16 protein-coding genes and 5 pseudogenes are annotated in these 17,789 nt (G+C 75.4%); 8 read left to right on the top strand and 13 right to left on the bottom strand.

The features are described from left to right. Positions 1–45 precede the first annotated feature (45 nt). Positions 46–492 (top strand): Lrp/AsnC family transcriptional regulator, encoded by a 447-nt coding sequence (locus tag KYY02_RS18170; protein WP_371239049.1) that lies wholly within the window; start codon positions 46–48, stop codon positions 490–492. A 7-nt stretch (positions 493–499) separates the two neighbouring features. On the opposite strand, the gene KYY02_RS18175 is transcribed toward KYY02_RS18170, so the two are convergent. The 5 genes and pseudogenes from KYY02_RS18175 to KYY02_RS18195 form a co-directional block, all read right to left on the bottom strand. After that, positions 500–3,493 carry an AAA family ATPase gene (locus tag KYY02_RS18175; RefSeq protein WP_371239051.1) on the bottom strand — a complete coding sequence of 998 codons (2,994 nt, stop codon included), beginning with the start codon at positions 3,491–3,493 and terminating at the stop codon, positions 500–502. Continuing rightward, positions 3,490–4,653: an exonuclease SbcCD subunit D gene (locus tag KYY02_RS18180; RefSeq protein ID WP_371239087.1), complete on the bottom strand. Its 1,164-nt coding sequence runs from the start codon at positions 4,651–4,653 to the stop codon at positions 3,490–3,492. Before KYY02_RS18180 ends, KYY02_RS18175 begins: the two co-directional genes overlap by 4 nt. 107 nt (positions 4,654–4,760) lie before the next feature. Further along, positions 4,761–5,387, bottom strand: a complete 627-nt coding sequence (locus KYY02_RS18185) for a YigZ family protein (protein WP_371239053.1) — start codon at positions 5,385–5,387, stop codon at positions 4,761–4,763. Between the two features lie 34 nt (positions 5,388–5,421). Continuing rightward, positions 5,422–5,957 (bottom strand): annotated as a pseudogene (locus tag KYY02_RS18190) (SixA phosphatase family protein); the annotation flags it as partial. Beyond that, positions 5,954–6,679: a cysteine--tRNA ligase gene (locus KYY02_RS18195; protein WP_371239055.1), complete on the bottom strand. Its 726-nt coding sequence runs from the start codon at positions 6,677–6,679 to the stop codon at positions 5,954–5,956. The pseudogene KYY02_RS18190 and the gene KYY02_RS18195, both read right to left, overlap by 4 nt. Before the next feature lie 202 nt (positions 6,680–6,881). Between KYY02_RS18195 and KYY02_RS18200 the strand changes: the two genes are divergently transcribed. Then, a complete protein-coding gene (locus KYY02_RS18200; protein ID WP_371239057.1) occupies positions 6,882–7,289 on the top strand; it encodes a CoA-binding protein in 408 nt (135 codons plus the stop codon). Between the two features lie 84 nt (positions 7,290–7,373). Here the strand turns inward: KYY02_RS18200 and KYY02_RS18205 are convergent, their stop codons facing one another. Then, on the bottom strand, positions 7,374–7,733 hold the full coding sequence (locus KYY02_RS18205) for an ArsR/SmtB family transcription factor (RefSeq protein WP_371239059.1): 360 nt from the start codon (positions 7,731–7,733) through the stop codon (positions 7,374–7,376). A gap of 61 nt (positions 7,734–7,794) precedes the next feature. On the opposite strand from KYY02_RS18205, the gene KYY02_RS18210 reads away from it, so the two are divergent. Continuing rightward, positions 7,795–8,841, top strand: a complete 1,047-nt coding sequence (locus tag KYY02_RS18210; RefSeq protein WP_371239061.1) for a cation diffusion facilitator family transporter — start codon at positions 7,795–7,797, stop codon at positions 8,839–8,841. A 2-nt stretch (positions 8,842–8,843) separates the two neighbouring features. On the opposite strand, the gene KYY02_RS18215 is transcribed toward KYY02_RS18210, so the two are convergent. From KYY02_RS18215 to KYY02_RS18225, 3 genes are all read right to left on the bottom strand, one after another. After that, positions 8,844–9,401, bottom strand: a complete 558-nt coding sequence (locus KYY02_RS18215; protein ID WP_371239063.1) for a YbaK/EbsC family protein — start codon at positions 9,399–9,401, stop codon at positions 8,844–8,846. A 23-nt stretch (positions 9,402–9,424) separates the two neighbouring features. Then, positions 9,425–9,997 (bottom strand): helix-turn-helix domain-containing protein, encoded by a 573-nt coding sequence (locus tag KYY02_RS18220; protein WP_371239065.1) that lies wholly within the window; start codon positions 9,995–9,997, stop codon positions 9,425–9,427. 106 nt (positions 9,998–10,103) lie between these two features. After that, complete coding sequence (locus KYY02_RS18225; RefSeq protein ID WP_371239067.1) at positions 10,104–10,901, bottom strand: acyltransferase; 798 nt, start codon at positions 10,899–10,901, stop codon at positions 10,104–10,106. Between the two features lie 114 nt (positions 10,902–11,015). Here KYY02_RS18225 and KYY02_RS18230 point away from each other — a divergent pair, with 114 nt between their 5' ends. From KYY02_RS18230 to KYY02_RS18240, 3 genes are all read left to right on the top strand, one after another. After that, positions 11,016–11,546 carry a gamma carbonic anhydrase family protein gene (locus KYY02_RS18230; RefSeq protein ID WP_371239069.1) on the top strand — a complete coding sequence of 177 codons (531 nt, stop codon included), beginning with the start codon at positions 11,016–11,018 and terminating at the stop codon, positions 11,544–11,546. 351 nt (positions 11,547–11,897) lie between these two features. After that, positions 11,898–12,908: a DUF8017 domain-containing protein gene (locus KYY02_RS18235; protein WP_371239071.1), complete on the top strand. Its 1,011-nt coding sequence runs from the start codon at positions 11,898–11,900 to the stop codon at positions 12,906–12,908. Between the two features lie 24 nt (positions 12,909–12,932). Beyond that, positions 12,933–14,267: an MFS transporter gene (locus KYY02_RS18240; protein WP_371239073.1), complete on the top strand. Its 1,335-nt coding sequence runs from the start codon at positions 12,933–12,935 to the stop codon at positions 14,265–14,267. A gap of 37 nt (positions 14,268–14,304) precedes the next feature. Here the strand turns inward: KYY02_RS18240 and KYY02_RS18245 are convergent, their stop codons facing one another. The 3 genes and pseudogenes from KYY02_RS18245 to KYY02_RS18255 all read right to left on the bottom strand — a co-directional run. Next, entirely contained in the window at positions 14,305–15,150 is an 846-nt protein-coding gene (locus KYY02_RS18245; protein ID WP_371239075.1) for a spermidine synthase, read from the bottom strand. A 73-nt stretch (positions 15,151–15,223) separates the two neighbouring features. Next, a pseudogene (locus KYY02_RS18250) lies at positions 15,224–15,529 on the bottom strand (EF-Tu C-terminal domain-related protein); the annotation flags it as partial. Continuing rightward, positions 15,517–16,120 (bottom strand): annotated as a pseudogene (locus KYY02_RS18255) (DNA alkylation repair protein); the annotation flags it as partial. The pseudogenes KYY02_RS18250 and KYY02_RS18255, both read right to left, overlap by 13 nt. Positions 16,121–16,169: 49 nt before the next feature. Between KYY02_RS18255 and KYY02_RS18260 the strand changes: the two are divergent. Continuing rightward, positions 16,170–16,943: a TVP38/TMEM64 family protein gene (locus tag KYY02_RS18260; protein WP_371239077.1), complete on the top strand. Its 774-nt coding sequence runs from the start codon at positions 16,170–16,172 to the stop codon at positions 16,941–16,943. 19 nt (positions 16,944–16,962) lie between these two features. On the opposite strand, the pseudogene KYY02_RS18265 reads toward KYY02_RS18260, so the two are convergent. Continuing rightward, a pseudogene (locus KYY02_RS18265) lies at positions 16,963–17,349 on the bottom strand (steroid 3-ketoacyl-CoA thiolase); the annotation flags it as partial. Between KYY02_RS18265 and KYY02_RS18270 the strand changes: the two are divergent. Beyond that, positions 17,302–17,749 (top strand): annotated as a pseudogene (locus KYY02_RS18270) (winged helix-turn-helix transcriptional regulator). The pseudogenes KYY02_RS18265 and KYY02_RS18270 overlap by 48 nt on opposite strands. Positions 17,750–17,789: the final 40 nt, after the last annotated feature.

Here is a 17,789-nt window from a genome sequence, read left to right on the forward strand (position 1 = left end):
GGCCCTCGTCTTGATCGGCCGGGATTCCCCTGCTACTTCTCGGGTATGACCGCGTATTCCCCGGACGCCACCGACTGGCGCATCCTCGACGTCCTCCAGCGGGACGGACGGGCCAGTTTCGCCGAACTCGCCCGTGCCGTCTCGATGTCCGCGAGCGCGGTCACCGAGCGGGTGCGCCGGATGGAGGAGGCCGGCGTCGTCCAGGGCTACGCGGCGGTGGTGGACCCGGAACGGATCGGACTGCCGATCCTGGCCTTCGTGCGGCTGCGCTACCCCACCGGCAACTACAAGCCCTTCCACGACCTCGTCGCCGTGATGCCCGAGATCCTGGAGGCGCACCACGTGACGGGCGAGGACTGTTTCGTCATCAAGGTCGCCGCCCGCTCGATGCGGCACCTGGAGGAGGTGGCGGGCCGGATCGGCGCGCTCGGCCCGGTGACCACCAGCGTCGTCTACTCCTCGCCGCTGCCGCGCCGCGCGCTGGGACGGTGAGCCGGCCTCAGCGGGTCCCGTGCTGGCGCAGCTGCGAACCGGCGCGGCCCTTCACCACCTCCAGCTGGGCGTGTATCCGCCGGCGCAGATCGCCCACGTGACTGACGATGCCCACGCTGCGGTCGCGTTCGCGCAGGGAGTCCAGGACGTCCAGGACCTCGTCGAGGGTCTGGTCGTCCAGGCTGCCGAAGCCCTCGTCGATGAAGAGGGTGTCCAGTCGGACCCCGCCCGCCTCGTCGGTGACGACGTCCGCGAGACCCAGCGCCAGGGCGAGCGAGGCGAAGAAGGTCTCGCCGCCCGAGAGGGTCGCGGTGTCGCGCTCCCGCCCGGTCCAGGCGTCGACGACGTGCAGTCCGAGTCCGCTGCGGCCGCGGCCGGAGCGGTCGTCGGAGTGGACGAGGGTGTACCGGCCGGACGACATGCGGTGCAGCCGTACGGTCGCGGCGGCGGCGACCTGTTCCAGGCGGGCGGCGAGGACGTACGACTCCAGGCGCATCCTGCGTTCGTTGTCCGCCGAGGTGCCCGCGGTGAGTCCGGCCATGCGGGCCACCCGGTCGTACTCCTCGCGCAACGGCCCCAGCCGGCGCACCGAGGCGGCGGCCCGCGCGGAGAGCCGGTCGAGTTCGGCGCAGCGCCGGTCGGCGGCGTCCCGCGCGGAGGCCGCCTCGCGCACCCTGCGGTCCGCGTCCTCGGCGGCCCGCTGTGCGGTGGCGAGGTCGGCGGGCGGCTGCCGGGCGGCGGCCGCGGTCTCCGGTTCGGCCAGGACGGCCCGTACGGCGGCCTCCTCGTGCTGCCGTTCGTCCAGGCGCCGTTGCAGCGCGCGGTGGGCGGTGTCGTCGAGGAGGGCGTCGGCGGCGGCCCGTGGGGTGTCGAATCCCGCCCGGAAGGCGGCGTCGGCGAGCCGGGCGTCGGCCTCCTTGAGCCGCTGGGCCGTGTCCTCGGCGGTGCGGGCGGCGTCGGCGGCGTCCGTGAGGAGTGCGACGTTCCGCTCCAGCTGCGCGGCGCGCGCGGCCACGCTGGTGGCGTCCCCTCGCGCCCGCGTCAACTCCTCCGCCAGTGCGGCGTGTTCCCGCTCCAGCCGCTCGCGGTGCCCCACCCGGGAGGCGGCCCGGACGGCCGCCTCCCGTTGGGCGGTGATGCGCAGTTCGTGCTCCCGCTCGGCGCGGCGCAGCCGCTCCTGGGCTGCGTGCAGTGCGGAGGCGGCGTCCCGGGCCTGTGCGTACTGCTGCTCCAGCTCCTCGGCCTCGCGGGCGAGCCGTTCGGTGGCGGTGTCCCCGGCCTCCGCGCTCGCGGCGGCCAGCGCCTCCCGGACGGAGCCGAGCCGCTGCTCGGCCTCGGTGCGGCGGTCCTCGGCGCGCTGGTGGTCGGCGAGGGCGCGTTCCTCCGTCTCACGGTCGACGTGCCCGTCGACCTTGCGGGCGGGGGCAGGGTGTTCGGTGGCGCCGCAGACCGCGCAGGGCTCGCCGTCGGTGAGGTTGCCTGCCAGTTCGGCGGCGATGCCGTTCAGGCGCTGTTCCTTGAGGTCGAGCCAGTGCTGCTTCGCCGCGAGCGCCTGTTCCCGGGCGGTGCGGGCCTGTTCCCCGGCCGTCTCCATGTCCCCGGTCAGCCGGTCGCGCAGCCGCGCGGCGTTCAACCGCTGCCGCGCGGGGTCGCGCCGCACGGCGAGTTCACCGGCCCGCGTCGCGGCCTGCTGCGCGGACTCGACGCCGGCCTGCAGACCCGCGCGGGTCCGCTCCCAGTCCGCGAGCCAGGTCTCCGCGTCCTCCCGCGCCTCCTCGTCGGCGCGTTCCTGCCGGTCCAGGTCGGCGCGCTCGCCGAGGAGTTCCGTCAGCCGCCGCTCGGCGCGGCGGGCCGACTCCAGCCCGCCCAGTTCCTCGGCGGCCCGGCGGGCGGCGGCCGCGAGTCCGGCCGCGCCCGCGTCCGCGAGGAACGGCGGGAGCAGGGCACGCGCGCGCAGTTCGGCGCCGGCCGCCCGCCGGTGCTCGGCCTCGGCGGAGTCCCGCAGGTCCAGGGCGGGGGCGACGGTCTCGGCCTTGCGGGCCCGCTCCAGGCGGGTCCGCTCCTCGTGGTGGGCGCCGGACCGCTCCTGGAGCCGGACCGCTCTCTCCCTCGCCTCGGCGAACCGCCTTTGCAGCCGGTCCCGTTCGCGTACGACGTCCAGGACGCGGTCGGCGTCGGCGAGGGCGGCCTCGGCGGTGGCGAGGCGGCAGCGGGCGGCCGTGAGCTGTTCCCGCGCGGTGCTGCGGGCGACGGCGGCGGCGCCCAGCACGGCCTCGGCCAGTCCCGGTTCGCCGGGCGCCAGCTCGGGCAGCTCCATGGAGCCGCCCGCGGCCTGCTGCATCCGGTGCGCGTCGGCGAGCAGGTCGGCGTCGCCCTCGCGCACCCGGGACTCGGCGGCCCGCCGGCGTTCGGCGAGGCGCTTCTCCACGTCGGCGAAGCGGCGGGTGTCGAAGAGGCGGCCGAGCAGCTTGCCGCGGGCTTCGGCGTCGGCGCGCAGGAAGCGCGCGAAGTCGCCCTGGGGAAGCAGCACGACCTGGCAGAACTGCTCCCGGCTCATGCCGAGGAGCTGGGTGATCTCCTCGCCGATCTCCTGGTGCGAGCGGCTGAGGTCCTTCCAGGCGCCCGAGGCGGCGTCGCGTTCGCGCAGCCGGCTCTGGGCCTTGTCCAGGGTGGTGCCGGTGCCGCGCTTCTTGGGACGCTCCCAGGGCGGCTGCCGGGTGATCTCCAGCCGACGTCCGGCGACGGTGAGTTCGAGGGTGACCTCGGTGCGCACGCCCGGGGCGGCGTGGTCGCTGCGCAGGGTCGTGCCCTGACCGCTCTGCCGGGCCCCGGGGACGGAGCCGTACAGCGCGTAGCAGACGGCGTCCAGGACGGAGGTCTTGCCGGCGCCGGTGGGGCCGTGCAGCAGGAAGAGCCCCGCGGCGGACAGTTCGCCGAAGTCGACGCTCTGGGTGCTCCCGAAGGGCCCGAAGGCCGTCATGCCCAGCCGGTGCAGCCTCACCGCGCCACCTCCCGCACCGCGTCGTCCGCGCGGACGGCGTCGAAGGCGTCCCGCAGGACCGCCCGTTCGTGCGCGTCCGGACCGGCGCCGCGCACATGGGCCACGAAGTCCTCGGCGATCTGCTGGTCGTCGCGGCCGGCGAGACGGCGGGCGTAGGAGACCGCGGGGCCGTCCGCCGCGCGGTCCGGGTCGAAGACGAGGCTGAGGGTGTGCGGGAAGCGCTCGGCGAGCCGGGCCATGGGGTCGGCGGGGCGCACCGGGTCGGTGAGGGTCGCCTCGACCCACGCCTCCTCGTGCCGCGCCAGCGCGGGGTCGGCGAGCAGTTCCTCCAGGGTGCCGCGGATCCTGGCCAGCGCGCGCGGCACCGGGCAGTCGACGCGCTCGGCGGTGACCGCTCCGTCGGCGGCCAGGTCGACGAGCCACATGCTCTTGCGGTGTGCGGCCTCGGAGAAGGAGTACGGCAGCGGGGAGCCGGAGTAGCGCACCCGCTCGGTGAGGGTCTGGCAGCCGTGCAGATGTCCCAGCGCCACGTAGTCGACGCCGTCGAACACCCCGGCGGGCACGGCGGACACCCCGCCGACGGTGATGTCCCGCTCGCTGTCGCTGGGTTCGCCGCCGGTGACGAAGGCGTGCGCGAGGACGACCGAGCGGGTGCCGGGCGCGCGGGCTGCGAGGTCCGCGCGGACCCGGTCCATGGCGGCGGCCAGCACCGTCTCGTGGCCGGCCCTCTCCACCCCGAAGGTGTCCTTCACCAGCGCGGGTTCGAGGTACGGCAGCCCGTAGAAGGCGACGTCGCCGTGCTCGTCGGACAGCACCACGGGTGTGCCGCACGCGGACGGTTCGGTCCTCAGGTGGATGCCGGCGCGCTCCATGAGCCCGGCGCCGACGCCGAGCCGGCGGGCCGAGTCGTGGTTGCCGGAGATCATCACCGTCGGCACGCCCAGACCGGCGAGCCGGTGCAGGGCGTCGTCGAACAGCTCGACCGCGGAGAGCGGCGGCACGGCCCGGTCGTACACGTCTCCCGACACGACCACCGCGTCCACCTCGCGCTCACGCACGGTGCTGACGAGGTGGCCGATGAACCCGGCCTGGGCACCGAGCATGCCGACCCGGTGGAAGGACCGGCCGAGGTGCCAGTCGGAGGTGTGCAGCAGTCTCATGATCCCCGCAGCGTAACCGGAGAGTCCGACGGCACGGGCGGTTACTCCCGTATCGCTCCGTCGTGACCCGCTTCCCGTGCGCCCGTCATCCGTCCGTGGCGGGCCGCTCACGCGTCGCCGTACGCCTCCCCGCCCAGCTCGAACCCGGCCGTCCCCGCGGTCGCGTCGGCGAGCCAGGCGCGGAAGGCGGGCACGTCGGCGTCCGGGAGGCCGATCTCGATCGCGACCTCCTCGCCGTAGCGCACGTCCCGCACCTCGCGCCCGGTGGCGCGCAGGTCGTTCTGGAGTCTGCCGGCCCGCTGGTGGCCGACGGTCACCGTGGCCAGCCGGAAACGGCGCCGGGTGATCGTGCCGAGGGTGTCCAGCGCCTCGCCAACGGCGCCGCCGTAGGCACGGATGAGGCCGCCGGCGCCGAGCTTGACACCGCCGTAGTAGCGGGTGACGACGGCGACGACGTACCGCATGTCGCGGCGGAGCAGCATCTGGAGCATGGGGACGCCGGCGGTGCCGCCGGGTTCGCCGTCGTCGCTGGCCTTCTGGGTGGAGGCGTCGGCGCCGACGACGTACGCCCAGCAGTTGTGGGTGGCGTCGGCGTGCTCCCTGCGGACGGCTGCGACGAAGTCCTGCGCCTCCCGCTCGGTGGCCGCCGGGGCGAGGGCGCACAGGAAGCGCGAGCGGTTGATCTCGGTCTCGTGCACGCCCGCGCGGGCGACGGTGCGGTACTCGTCCTGCATCCGGCCAGCCTATGCGTCCCCGCGCGGACTGCCGGCGCCCGCCCCGGGGCACGGTCAGCGACGTCAGGAGGGCGGCGCCCGGAACGAGGTCCCGCCAGGCGGCGCCGCGCCGGGACGGTACGGCGATCGCGGAGGTGGGGAACTTGGCGCGGACACGGTCCAGGGTGTCGTCCGGGCCGTCGCCGGCCGGGGGCAGGACGAGGTCCTCCGGTCCCGGGCTGTGTCCGGCCAGCAACAGCGTCCCGACCTCGGCCGGCGTCTCGTGCACCACGTCCAGCAGCTCGGGGACGTCGGCATGGTAGAGGCGGGGTCGTGGCGGACCGGCGGGGGTGTGCCCCACTGCGCGGCGGCCGGCTCCCAGGTGCGGCGGGCCCGGACGGCGGTGGAGCACAGCGCGAGGCCGGGCAGGCAGGCGGCCCCGGCGAGCGCGCGTCCGGCGGCGGTGGCGTCCCGGCGACCGCGCGGGCCGAGGGGACGCTCGTGGTCGGTGACGCCCTCCGGCCGGGCGGACTCGGCGTGGCGCAGGACGACCAGGCGGCGCAGCGGTCCCGGACCGGTTCGCTCGATCACGTCGGGGATCCCAGGCCGCGGGTGAGGTCGAGGCCGAGCAGCCGGTCGGCGTAGGCGTACGTCTCGAAGCGGGCGCCGTCCACCAGGCCGGGGTCCGTCTCCGCCGCGTGGAGGACCTCCAGCACGCCGGCCGTGTCCAGATCGTCCTCCCACGCGGTGCGCAGATCGGCGCGCACCGTGTCGGGGACCGGCCGCGAGGGCCGTCGCGCCCAGTCGGCGACCGCGCGGCGCCAGCGGTCGAGGGTGTCGGCGGCGGCGCCCAGGGCGGCCGGGCCGACCGTCACCGGCTCGCTCCTGGGGCGGGCGAGCAGGACCAGGCGCAGGGCGGCGGGGTCGGCGCCGTCCGCCGGGGCGGGCGCCTCCCCGTGCACGGGGGCCACGGCGACGCGCACCCCGTCGGGTGCCGTGCCGCCCTCGCCCACCACGTGCAGCACCTGGGCCTCGCCCAGGCCGGTGCCGGCGTCCCCGCCGTCCTCGAAGGGCCGGACCCCGAGGGCGGCGCCCGCCGCGCGCAGTTCCGCCTGCCGGCGCTCGCCGGCGAGCAGCGCCCACACCGGCGTGCCGCCGAGCTCCAGGGCCCGTACGAGCAGGTCGGCGACGAGCAGCACACGCAGGTCCGTCGGGTCGGAGCCCTGCGGGTGGGCCTCGACCCGGGTCAGGCCCCGCCGGGCGGGGGCGGCCTCCACGGGTTCGCCGGTTCGGGCGTCGGTGATGCGCAGCACGAGGCGAGCGTAGGCGCGGGAGCGGGCGTGCGCAGGTGTCCGGGCCGCTTTTCGGGTCGCCGTGTGCGGTTCCCGGCGCCGGGCGGCCCGGCTGCCGGTACAGTCACCGCCCCCGGGGTGAGCGGGCCCCTGCCGGGAATCACCGCGCGGCCCGCCTCGTTGTGCGGACCGACAGTTCTTTCACGACTTCGGGAGGCCGACGGTGCACGGCGACGAGGCGACGGTCCGCAAGATCCTCACCGGGCTCGGTGACACCTGGGCCGTGGTGGGCCTGTCGTCGAACCGGCATCGCGCGGCCTACGGTGTGGCCGAGGTGCTCCAGCGCTTCGGCAAGCGCGTGGTGCCGGTGCACCCGAAGGCCGAGACCGTGCACGGCGAGCGGGGTTACGCCTCCCTCGCGGACATCCCCTTCGAGGTGGACGTCGTGGACGTGTTCGTCAACAGCGACCTGGCGGGGGCCGTCGCGGACGAGGCGGTGGCCAGGGGCGCCAAGGCGGTGTGGTTCCAGCTCGGTGTGGTCGACGGGGCGGCCTGCGAGCGGACCCGCGCGGCGGGCCTGGACATGGTGATGGACCGCTGCCCGGCGATCGAGATACCCCGGCTCGGTTAGGGCCTGTCCCCCGGGCGCCGTGACGGCGCGGTGGGCGAGGGTTCTCCCGCCTCGGCCTCCTCCGGTACCGAGGCCGCGGTCCCGTCAGTCGTGCGGCGGCCGGTCGCCGATCCGGTGGTCCGCCACGTTCAGCGCCTCGTCCACCAGCCGCCGCAGATGGCCGTCGCGCAGGGAGTAGATCACCCGGCGTCCCTCCTTGCGGGTGTCCACCAGCCCCGCGAGCCGCAGCCGCGCCAGGTGCTGGCTGACCGCGGGCCGTGCCGCGCCACAGACCTCGGTGAGCGTGGTGACATCGGCCTCGCCGCCGGTCAGGGCGTGCAGCAGGGTCAGCCGGGTACGGTCGCCGAGCAGGGCGAGCAGCTCCGCCGCGAGCGCGAAGTGCTCCTCGACGGGTGCGCGCGGGTGCGCGTCCTGCGCGGATGACAGGTGCATGCGTGCGCTCATGCGCACACAATGGCGGCGTGGGCGCCGTCGCGTCCACCTCGCGCACCGGAAGGGGACGCTCGTGAGCGACCGCCACCACGAGCACGGACACGCGCACGGCCACCGGCACGAGCACCACCGGGCTTCGCCGCCGCACCGCCTCATCCATCTGCTCACCCCCCACTCCCACGAGACGGCCGACAAGCTCGACTCCGCGCTGGAGTCCTCGGCGAGGGGCATGCGCGCCCTGTGGGTCTCGCTGGCGGTGCTGGGCGTGACGGCGCTGGCGCAGGCGGTCGTGGTGGCCGTGTCGGGCTCGGTGGCGCTGCTCGGCGACACGGTCCACAACGCCGCGGACGCGCTCACCGCCGTACCGCTGGGCATCGCCTTCGTCCTGGGGCGGCGCGCCGCCACCCGCCGTTTCACCTACGGCTACGGGCGCGCGGAGGATCTGGCGGGCATCGTGATCGTGCTGACGATCGCCGCGTCCGCGGTCTTCGCCGGCTGGACGGCGCTGGACCGGCTGCTGGACCCGCGCCCGGTCCGGCACGTCCCGGTGGTCGCCGTCGCGGCGCTGGTCGGGTTCGCCGGCAACGAGTGGGTGGCCCGGTACCGCATCCGGGTCGGACGGTCCATCGGCTCGGCCGCGCTGGTCGCGGACGGGCTGCACGCCCGTGCGGACGGGTTCACGTCGCTGGCGGTGCTGCTGGGCGCCGGCGGCGCGGCCCTGGGACGGCGGTACGCGGACCCGGTGGTGGGACTGGCGATCACGGCGGCGATCGCCCTGGTGCTGCGGGACGCCGCGCGGGAGGTGTTCCGGCGGGTGATGGACGCCGTCGACCCGGCCCTGGTGGACCGGGCCGAGCGGGCGCTGACCCGCGTACCGGGTGTGCGCGGGGTGGGTGAGCTGCGGCTGCGCTGGATCGGCCACCGGCTGCGCGCCGAGGTGGCGGTCGTGGTGGACGGCGAGGCGACGGTGCGCGAGGCCCATCGCGTCGCCGTGGAGGCCGAGCACGCGCTGCTGCACGCCGTCCCCCGGCTGGCCGCGGCCCTGGTCCACGCCGACCCGGAGCCGGTGCCCGGCGCGGCGGACCCGCACCTTCTCCTGGCCCACCACGCGGCGAGGTGAGTTCAGGCCGCGCCCAGCCCCTCCAGTACGACCGCTCCGGGCAGCTCCACGAACGCCTTGCCCGGGACCAGCAGCTTGCCGCGCCGCCGACCGCTGCCGACGAGCACGTACGGCAGGTCCACGACGGCCGCGTCCACCAGTACCGGCCAGTCACCGGGCAGCCCGACCGGCGTGATGCCGCCGTGCTCCATGCCGGTCTCCCCCGTGGCCGTGTCCATCGGGGCGAAGGACGCCTTGCGGGCGCCGAGACGACGCCGTACGAGCCCGTTGACGTCGAGCCTGGTGGTGGACAGGACGACGCACGCGGCCAGTGTGGTCCCGCCGCCCCGCTTGCCCGCCACCACCACGCAGTTCGCCGACCGCTCCAGCAGGCCCCGGCCGTAGTGTTCGACGAAGACGGCGGTGTCCGCCCAGCGCGGGTCGGTGTCGACGTAGAGCACCTGGTCGGCGGGGACGCTGCCGCTCCAGGCGCGGACGGCGGCGGCGACCGGGGCGATCAGCTCGTCGAGGCATTCGGGGGCGGGCGTGGCGTGGTCGAAGTCTCCGATGGGTGCGCGCATGGCCGCACCGTAACAGGGGCGCCTCAGCGGACGGGCGGCACCGAGACGGTCATGATCATCTCCATCGGGGCGTCGCCCCGGTTGCCGTACGTGTGCGGCGCGTCGGCCTCGAAGGAGGCGCTGGCGCCGGTCGGCACCCGGTGCTCCGCCCCCTCGACGGTGAGGGTCAGTTCCCCGGACGTGACGTGGACGAGTTCGACCGTGCCGGCGGGGTGCGGGTCGGAGTCGCTGCTCTCGCCCGGCATGAGCCGCCAGTCCCACATCTCCAGCGGACCGGGCGCCTCGGTGCCGGCGAGCAGCCGGCTGTAGCTGCCGCCCTCGGTGTGCCAGAGCCGTACGGCCCGGCCGGCGGGGACGATCCGGACCTTCGGGCCCCGCTCGTAGTCGAGCAGGGTGGGGACGCTGACGCCGAGCGCGTCACCGACCTTGACGACCGTGCCGATGCTCGGGTTGGTGCGGGCCTGTTCGATCTGGATGAGCATGCCGCGGCTGACGCCCGCCCGCGCCGCGAGCGTGTCCAGGGTGAAGCCGCGCTCGGTGCGCCAGCGCTTGACGTTGCGCGCCAGGGACTGGGTCAGCAGGTCGAGGTCCGACACGTTCCGTCCAATTCGTCCGGCAGCATGGGCGACGGGGTTCCGCGTCCGGCTCCCGTGGGGTGAACCCGGTCGTCCACCGCACTGTACTGCGGCGGGGATCGGCCGCTCAGCCCCCGGGTTCCAGCTCGACGATCCGCGCCCCGTCCGCCTCGCCCGGTTCCACGAGCCGCGCGGCGCTCTCCTCGTCCAGTTCCGACAGCGCCCGCAGCTGCTCCGGGGTGACGCCCTCCGGGATCGGCACGGGCGCCGGGGTGCGCAGCGGCGGCTGCCAGCCGTCAGCGGGGGTCCAGCGGCGTACGACACGGGCCGGGGCGCCCGCGACCACGGCGTGGTCGGGCACCGTGCCCCGGACCACCGCGCCCGCGGCCACCACCACGTTCCGTCCGACGCGCGCCCCCGGCAGGATCACCGCGCCGGTGCCGATCCAGCAGCCGGGGCCGATCTCCACCGGCTCCATCCGCGGCCACTGCTTGCCGATGGGCTCGTGCGGATCGTCGTAGGAGTGGTTGGTGGAGGTGACGTAGACGTACGGCCCGACGTAGCAGTCGCTGCCGATGGTGACCGTCGTGTCGGCGATGACGTGGCTGCCGCGGCCCAGCACGACCCCGTCGCCGATGCGCAGGATCGGCTCGGGGCCGAGGTCGAGGCCGGGCATCAGGCCGGCGGTGAGGGTGACCTGCTCGCCGACGATGCAGTGTGCGCCGATCCGGATCCAGGGCTCGCCGAAGACCGTGCCGAGCGGGAAGGCGAGCCTGGTGCCTGCTCCCATCGCCCCGAAGCGGAAGCGGCCGGGGTGCTCGGCGGTCACCGAACCCGTGCGCTGCACCCAGGACCAGCCCGCGTGGACCGCGCGCTGAGCGAGGCGGCGCGGCCAGGACGAGAACGTGTTCTTGCGCTTCGGCACCCGCTCACCGTAGTCGGCGGTCGGCTCGCCGACCGGCCGGCGCCCCTGTGATCTTCACCCCACCGGGTCGGCGTACGGTGCGTGGTGTCCACGACGTCGGCGGAGGAGAGGGCGATGACGCACCGCGCGCTGATCACGGGTGTCGGAGGCAGGGAGCCGAAGGTCGACAAGAGCGCCTTCGTGGCGCCCACGGCCTCGGTGATCGGGGACGTGACGCTGCACGCGGGCGCGAGCGTCTGGTACGGGGCGGTGCTGCGCGGTGACGTGGAGCGGATCTTTGTCGGGGCGAGCAGCAACGTGCAGGACAACTGCACGCTGCACGCCGATCCGGGGTTTCCGGTCAGCGTGGGCGAACGGGTGTCGATCGGGCACAACGCCGTGGTGCACGGGGCGACCGTCGAGGACGACTGTCTGATCGGCATGGGGGCGACGGTGCTGAACGGCGCCGTGATCGGCGCGGGGTCGCTGGTCGCCGCTCAGGCGTTGGTGCCACAGGGGATGGAGGTGCCCCCGGGCTCGCTCGTCGCGGGGGTTCCCGCGAAGGTGAGGCGGGAGCTGACCTCCGAGGAGCGCGAGGGGCTCACTCTCAACGGCACGATGTACGCGGAGCTGGCGAAGGCCCACCGGGAGCAGCACGGGGCGTGACGGCCCCGGGCGGCCTGCGGGTCGGCCGCGGCCCCTCGCGCCCACGCGGCGGAACCGCATCTCGGCACGGCGCCGCGTCCTTCAGGGGCGCTTCAGCGGTGGTCGGCCCGGTCCGACAGGGCCACCACGGCCCGCTCGGGCGCGGCCTCCAGGAACCGGAGGCCGAGGGTCCGGGACCATGGGCGCCGTGGCGGCGAGGATCTCGCCGATGGTCGTCCGGTCCGCGCTCACGAAGGACGGGTTACTCGTCGGCGGCATCGAGTCGTCATGCCGCGCGGCATCCGGTTCGCTACGCCCCTGTCAAGGAGCGGTGACCTCATCGTGTCCCTGACGCGGCTAGGGTTGCTGCCCATGTGGCCAGGACAGCAGCCGCCCGGGGGCGAGCAGAACCCGCAGTCGGACAACCCGTACCAGCAGCCGGGGTACCAACAGCCGAACCCGTACCAGCAGCCCGGCTACCAGCAGCCGAACCCGTACCAGCAGCAGCCGGGGTGGGGGGCGCCGACCGTGGCGGGCGGGCTTCAGCCGCCGCAGGGCGGAGGCGGCGGGAACAGGACGAAGCTGGTGGCGATCGTGGCGGCGACGGCCGTCGTCGTGACCGCCGGTGTCACCGGGTTCCTGGTGCTCGGCGGCGACAAGGACGACGAGGCCGACGGCAAGAAGGACGCCAGGCCGACCGCGACCGTGTCCCAGGACACCTCCGCGCCACCGAGCGCCTCCGCCACGGACGACGACCCGCGCGGCGGCGAGGCGGAGAAGGCCACCGTCCCGGGCTGGCAGGTCGTCGTCAACACCCGCTTCGGCACCAAGTTCGACGTCCCGGCCGACTGGGAGATCGAGACGCCCGACACCAGCGTGGGCTTCGAATGGGAGAAGGAGGACGGTGAGCTGGACCGCACCACCGTCACCGCCCCCGCGTATCTGAAGTCCAAGTGGTGCACGAGCGACGAGAACAAGGACGGCCGCGAGGAGGACACCGCCCTCGCCACCGCCGGTACCCGCGGTGAGAACGGTGCCAAGGACACGGACATGGCGGCCGAGACCCGGGTGCCGTGGTGGATCTACGGCGGGTACACCCAGCCCGACAAGAAGAGCCTCAAGTACGGGAAGCCGAAGGCGTACACCACCGCGTCCGGCCTCAGGGGCAGCGTGGCCACGGCGTACTCGGAGAACACCCCGCAGAACGGCAAGTGCGACAGCGACGGCAAGGCGATCACGTTCGCCTTCAGGAACGGTGCCGGGGACTTCGTCACCTGGAACCTGTACGGCGCCAGGGGCGTCAGGGACGAGATCCCGGAGGCGACCGTGCAGAAGATCCTCAGCACGGTGCGCCTCACGGAGGACGCCCCGACGGGGTCGTAGCGGATCGGCAGGGAGACGGCCCATTTGGCAAGTCGGCCCCGGCCCGGCGATAGTCACGGGGTGCCGACCGCCGTCTCCCGCCGCCCCGCCTGGGCCGGCCGCAACTACTCCCTGCTGACCACCGCCGCCGTGGTGACCAACCTGGGCAGTCACGGCGCGCTGATCGCCGCCGCGTTCGCCGTGCTGGGCACGGGCGGCGACGGCGGCGACGTGGGCCTGGTGGCCGCCGCCCGCACTCTGCCGCTGGTGCTGTTCCTGCTGATCGGCGGCGCTGTCGCGGACCGGCTGCCGCGGCACCGGGTGATGGTCGCGGCCAACGCGCTGAACTGTCTCTCGCAGGCCGCGTTCGCGGCGCTGGTCCTGGCCGGCGAGGCACACCTGTGGCAGATGATGCTGCTCAGCGCGCTCGGCGGCACCGGTCAGGCGTTCTTCAACCCGGCCGCCGAGGGCATGCTGCTGTCCTCGGTCGAGGGTGAGCAGGCCGGCCGGGCGTTCGCGGTGTTCCGGATGGCGATGCACGGAGCGACCCTCGGCGGGGCCGCGCTGGGCGGTGCCATGGTCGCCGCGATCGGGCCCGGCTGGGTGCTGGCGGCGGACGCGGCGGCCTTCGCGGTCGCGGCGGCGCTGCGGGCGTTCCTCGATGTGCGGCACGTACCGCCGCGCACCCCGGGCGGCGGCATGCTCGCCGATCTGAAGGAGGGCTGGCGGGAGTTCATCGGCCGGCCCTGGCTCTGGGGTGTCGTCGTCCAGTTCTCCGTCGCCAACGCGGTCGTCGGCGCGGCCGACGCGGTCTACGGGCCGCTGGTCGCCCGGGACCATCTGGGCGGCGCCGGCCCGTGGGGCGTGGCGCTGGCGTTCTTCGGCGGGGGCACGGTGGTGGGTGCGCTGCTGATGACCCGCTGGCAGCCGCGCCGTCTGCTGTTCGTCGGCACCCTGTGCGTGTTCCCGCTGGCGCTGCCCTCCGCCGCGCTCGCCGTGCCGGCGCCGGTCACCGTGCTGTGCGCGGTGATGTTCGTGACCGGAGTGTCGCTGGAGGTGTTCGGCGTCTCCTGGATGACCGCGCTGCACCAGGAGATACCGGAGGAGAAGCTGTCCCGGGTCTCGGCGTACGACTGGTTCGGCTCGGTCGCGCTGGTGCCGGCGGCGATGGCCCTGGCGGGCCCGGCGGAGACGGCGTTCGGCCGCCCGGAGGCACTGTGGGGGTGCGCGGCGCTGGTCGTGGTCGTCACGGCGGCGGTGCTGTGCGTCCCGGACGTACGGAACCTGCGCCGGCGGACCCGCCGGGTCGCCGGCGCGTCCGCCGCACCGGCCGATGCCGGGAGCCCCGCCGGAGAACCCGGGAGATCGCCGCAGGACTGAACCGCGGTCCGCGCCGCCTGCCGGCCCGGACGGTGCCTCAGCCGATGCCGAACGCCCCCGCGGGGGGCTCGGGCGACGGCACGGCGTCCTCGTCGCGCACCGGACGCGCACCGCGCATGAAGTCCCGCAGGGCCGCGCCGTGCTCCACCCTCGCGGGGAAGGCGTCGGCGGCGGTGACGCGGGCCAGGGCGGCGACGTCCAGGGGCTGCCGGGCGGCGGCCACGACCGCGTTGCCGAAACGGCGGCCGCGCAGCACTCCCGGCTCGGCGATGAGTGCCAGCTCCTCGAACCGCGTCCCCAGGGTGGCGATCTGGGAACGGAGGAAGGCGAACGGGGCCGCGTCCGCGAGGTTGGCGAGGTAGACCCCGCCGGGCCGCAGGACGCGTGCGGCCTCCTGCGCGTAGGCGACGGAGGTCAGGTGCGCCGGGACCCGCGAGCCGCCGAAGACATCGGCGACCAGGACGTCCGCGCTGTCGTCAGGAGCCGCCTCCAGCCAGGCGCGGGCGTCCGCCGCGTGCAGGGTGACGTCGGCGTCGGCGGGGAGGGGCAGGTGTTCGGCGACCAGCTCCAGCAGCCCCCGGTCGAACTCCACGACGTGCTGCCGGGAGCCGGGGCGGGTGGCGGCCAGGTAGCGGGGCAGGGTGAGCGCCCCGCCGCCGAGGTGCAGGACGTCCAGGGGACGCCCCGGTTCCGCCGCCGTGTCGAGGACGTGCCCGAGCCGCCGCGCGTACTCGAACTCCAGGTGCGCCGGGTCGTCCAGGTCCACGTACGACTGCGGCGCCCCGTCGACGGTCAGCAGCCAGGCCCGCTCCCGGTCCACGTCGGGCATCAGCTTGGCGGTGCCGTGGTCGACGACGCGGGTGACGGGAAGGGGCTCGCTCACCGCCCCATTGTGTGCCGTCGCCCGTACGGCCGCCCGCCCGCCCCCTGTGCGGGAACGGGCGGCCGGCCGCCGTTCAGCCGACCGCCGTCACCGTGCCGGCGCCGACCGTGCGCCCGCCCTCACGGACGGCGAACCCGAGCCCGGCCTCCAGCGGCGCCTCGCGCCCCAGCTCCACGGTCATGGTGACCGTGTCCCCGGGCCGTGCCACCACCGCCTCACCGAGGTCGACGTCGCCCACGACGTCCGCCGTGCGGAGGTGGAACTGCGGCCGGTACCCGGTCGACACCGGTGTCGTACGGCCGCCCTCGCGGACCGACAGCACGTACACCCGCGCGGCGAAGCGCCGGCCCGGCACCACGCTGCCCGGCGCGGCCACCACGGAGAAGTCCGGATGGCCGGACCGGCACAGGCAGTAGTCGAAGAGGCGCGCGGTGTCGGTGCGTTCCCTGAAGCGCAGCCGGTGGAGCAGGGCGGCGCGGGCGAGCCACCGGTCGTCGGCGCCGATCCACTCGTCCACCTCGGCGGTGAGGCCCCGGTCGGCCGCGACCAGCGCCCCGACGACGTGCGGGGCGAGGAGACCGACGGTGTCCCACCGGGGGACCGTGGTGACGAGGTGCCGGGCCACGGGCAGGAAGCCGCGGGAGCAGTGGCGCACGTGGCGGCGCAGGTGGTCCACGGCGAAGTACTGGTACCCGCGCTCGGACAGCTCCCAGCAGCGCAGGGCGACGGCCGTGCAGTCGGCCTCGTCGGGTCGGGGCAGGCCCGCCACGACGGTGCGGGACAGGGCGCGGCGGACCGGGGCGGTCAGGCCGGGGAAGGGAGCGACGTCCTTCATGTACGTCCGCATGGCCACGGCCCGTTCCGGGTCGGCCGCGGGCGCGCAGGCGGCGGTGAGCCGCTCCAGCACCGTGTCGGCGAGCGGGCCGACCGGCACGCGCGGTGTCGCCGTGCCGCCCTCTGTGACGCGCATGAGACGAACACTACGGCGATCACACACATATGTCGGTTAGTGTCACCGGATGCTCGATGCCACCACCCGCTCTGGGGGCACCGCCACGGCCTCTCCCCGGGCCACCGCCACGAACCTCTCGGCGCCGCTCCCGCCTGCCCCCGCCACGGGATTCGCCGCCCGCTGCGTCAGATTCCTGCTGTCGCCGTGGTCACGGCTGTCCCTGCTGGTCACCCTGCTCCTCACCGCCGCGTCGCTGGTGCTGGCCTTCGAGCCGCAGCGGCTGCTGACCGACGGCTGGCCGGACCGGCTCGGCGGGGCCGCGGCGGTCGTGGCGTACGCGGTGGTCTACGGGGTGTGCACGGTGGCGTTCGTGCCGCGCCCGCTGCTGAACCTCGCCGCGGGCGCGCTGTTCGGCTCCCAGCTCGGCCTGGGCGCGGCGCTGGGCGGCACGGTGCTGGGCGCCGGGCTGGCCTTCTGTCTGGGGCGGGCGCTCGGCCAGGAGGCGCTCCGCCCGCTGCTGCGCGGACGCTGGCTGAAGGCCGCGGACGACCAGCTGAGCCGGCACGGCTTCCGCTCGATGCTGGCGGCCCGGCTGTTCCCGGGCATTCCGTTCGCCGCGTCGAACTACTGCGCCGCCGTCTCCCGCATGGGTCTGCTGCCCTTTCTGCTGGCGACGGCGCTCGGGTCGCTCCCGAACACCGCCGCCTACGTGGTGGCCGGCGCCCGCGCGTCGACCCCGACGTCCCCGGCCTTCCTGATCGCGCTTGCCTGCATCGCCGTACCGGGTCTGGTGGGTGCGGTGGTGGCGTGGCGCAAGCGGCACCGGTTGCGCGGACGGTGAACCGGCCGACGGTGCGTCGGACGCGTTCGGGCACCAGCGCGTTGGCGAGCCCGCCGGCCTCGAGCATGGTCTGCGGGGCACCGCGTTCACGCATCGCGTGGACCGGGGTCGTCGTCAGCCGGGCGCCGCGGGCGCCGAGCGGATGGCCGAGGACCGTGGCGCCGCCGTGCACGCCGCCCCTGACCGGGCCGGCGCAGGTCCGCCGCCGCCAGGCCGGGACCACCCTGGAGAACGCCTCGTCCACCTCGGGCAGGCCGGTGTCGTCGAGCGAGGGACCGGCACGGCGTGGCACCTTCTCGGTGGCCGGGACGACACCGGTGGGCATCGGCAGCGGGTCGGCCCCGGTGACGGCGAAGCTGTGCAGCCGGCCGGGCAGGCGCAGGCCGAGGCGGGCGGCGGTCTCGCTCCGCTCGTCCTGCGGGAGGCGTGCCCCCGGCAACGGCCGTTCCGACCAGTTGGTGCGCACCATCGGCGCTCCGCGCGACATCCTGGCCACCCGGCTGCGGCGGCTGGCCGACGCCGGGATCCTCGCCAAGCACCCCTGCAGCGAGCACCCGCGGCGCTTCGGGTACCGGCCCGCCCGGGCGGGGCTGGAACCGGAGCCCGCTCCGCTGACCCTCAAGGAGCGGGGCGACCGCCATCTGCACCAGAACGGCGATCTGCCCATGATGCTCGAGCACGTCTGCGGCGACGAGTTCGCCCCGGTCGCCACCTGCTGTACCCGCGGCGGCGAAGTGCGTCACGAGGACCTGACCTCGCATCCGCGGGCGCCGGGCCGGACGGTGGGCGGCCCGGCAGCGGGCTGAGCCGCGGGCCCCCCCCCCGGGGGGGGCGGGGGGGGGGGCC

It is taken from the genome of Streptomyces pimonensis (assembly GCF_041380215.1).
In the GTDB taxonomy this organism is placed as follows: Bacteria; Actinomycetota; Actinomycetes; order Streptomycetales; family Streptomycetaceae; genus Streptomyces; species Streptomyces pimonensis.

Bases quoted from the DNA above. Each gene is read 5' to 3' on its own strand.
- KYY02_RS18215 (WP_371239063.1), bottom strand. From the start codon at position 9,401: ATGCGCGCACCCATCGGAGACTTCGACCACGCCACGCCCGCCCCCGAA.
- KYY02_RS18185 (WP_371239053.1), bottom strand. From the start codon at position 5,387: ATGCAGGACGAGTACCGCACCGTCGCCCGCGCGGGCGTGCACGAGACC.
- KYY02_RS18205 (WP_371239059.1), bottom strand. From the start codon at position 7,733: ATGAGCGCACGCATGCACCTGTCATCCGCGCAGGACGCGCACCCGCGC.
- KYY02_RS18230 (WP_371239069.1), top strand. From the start codon at position 11,016: ATGACGCACCGCGCGCTGATCACGGGTGTCGGAGGCAGGGAGCCGAAG.
- KYY02_RS18260 (WP_371239077.1), top strand. From the start codon at position 16,170: ATGCTCGATGCCACCACCCGCTCTGGGGGCACCGCCACGGCCTCTCCC.
- KYY02_RS18235 (WP_371239071.1), top strand. From the start codon at position 11,898: ATGTGGCCAGGACAGCAGCCGCCCGGGGGCGAGCAGAACCCGCAGTCG.
- KYY02_RS18180 (WP_371239087.1), bottom strand. From the start codon at position 4,653: ATGAGACTGCTGCACACCTCCGACTGGCACCTCGGCCGGTCCTTCCAC.
- KYY02_RS18170 (WP_371239049.1), top strand. From the start codon at position 46: ATGACCGCGTATTCCCCGGACGCCACCGACTGGCGCATCCTCGACGTC.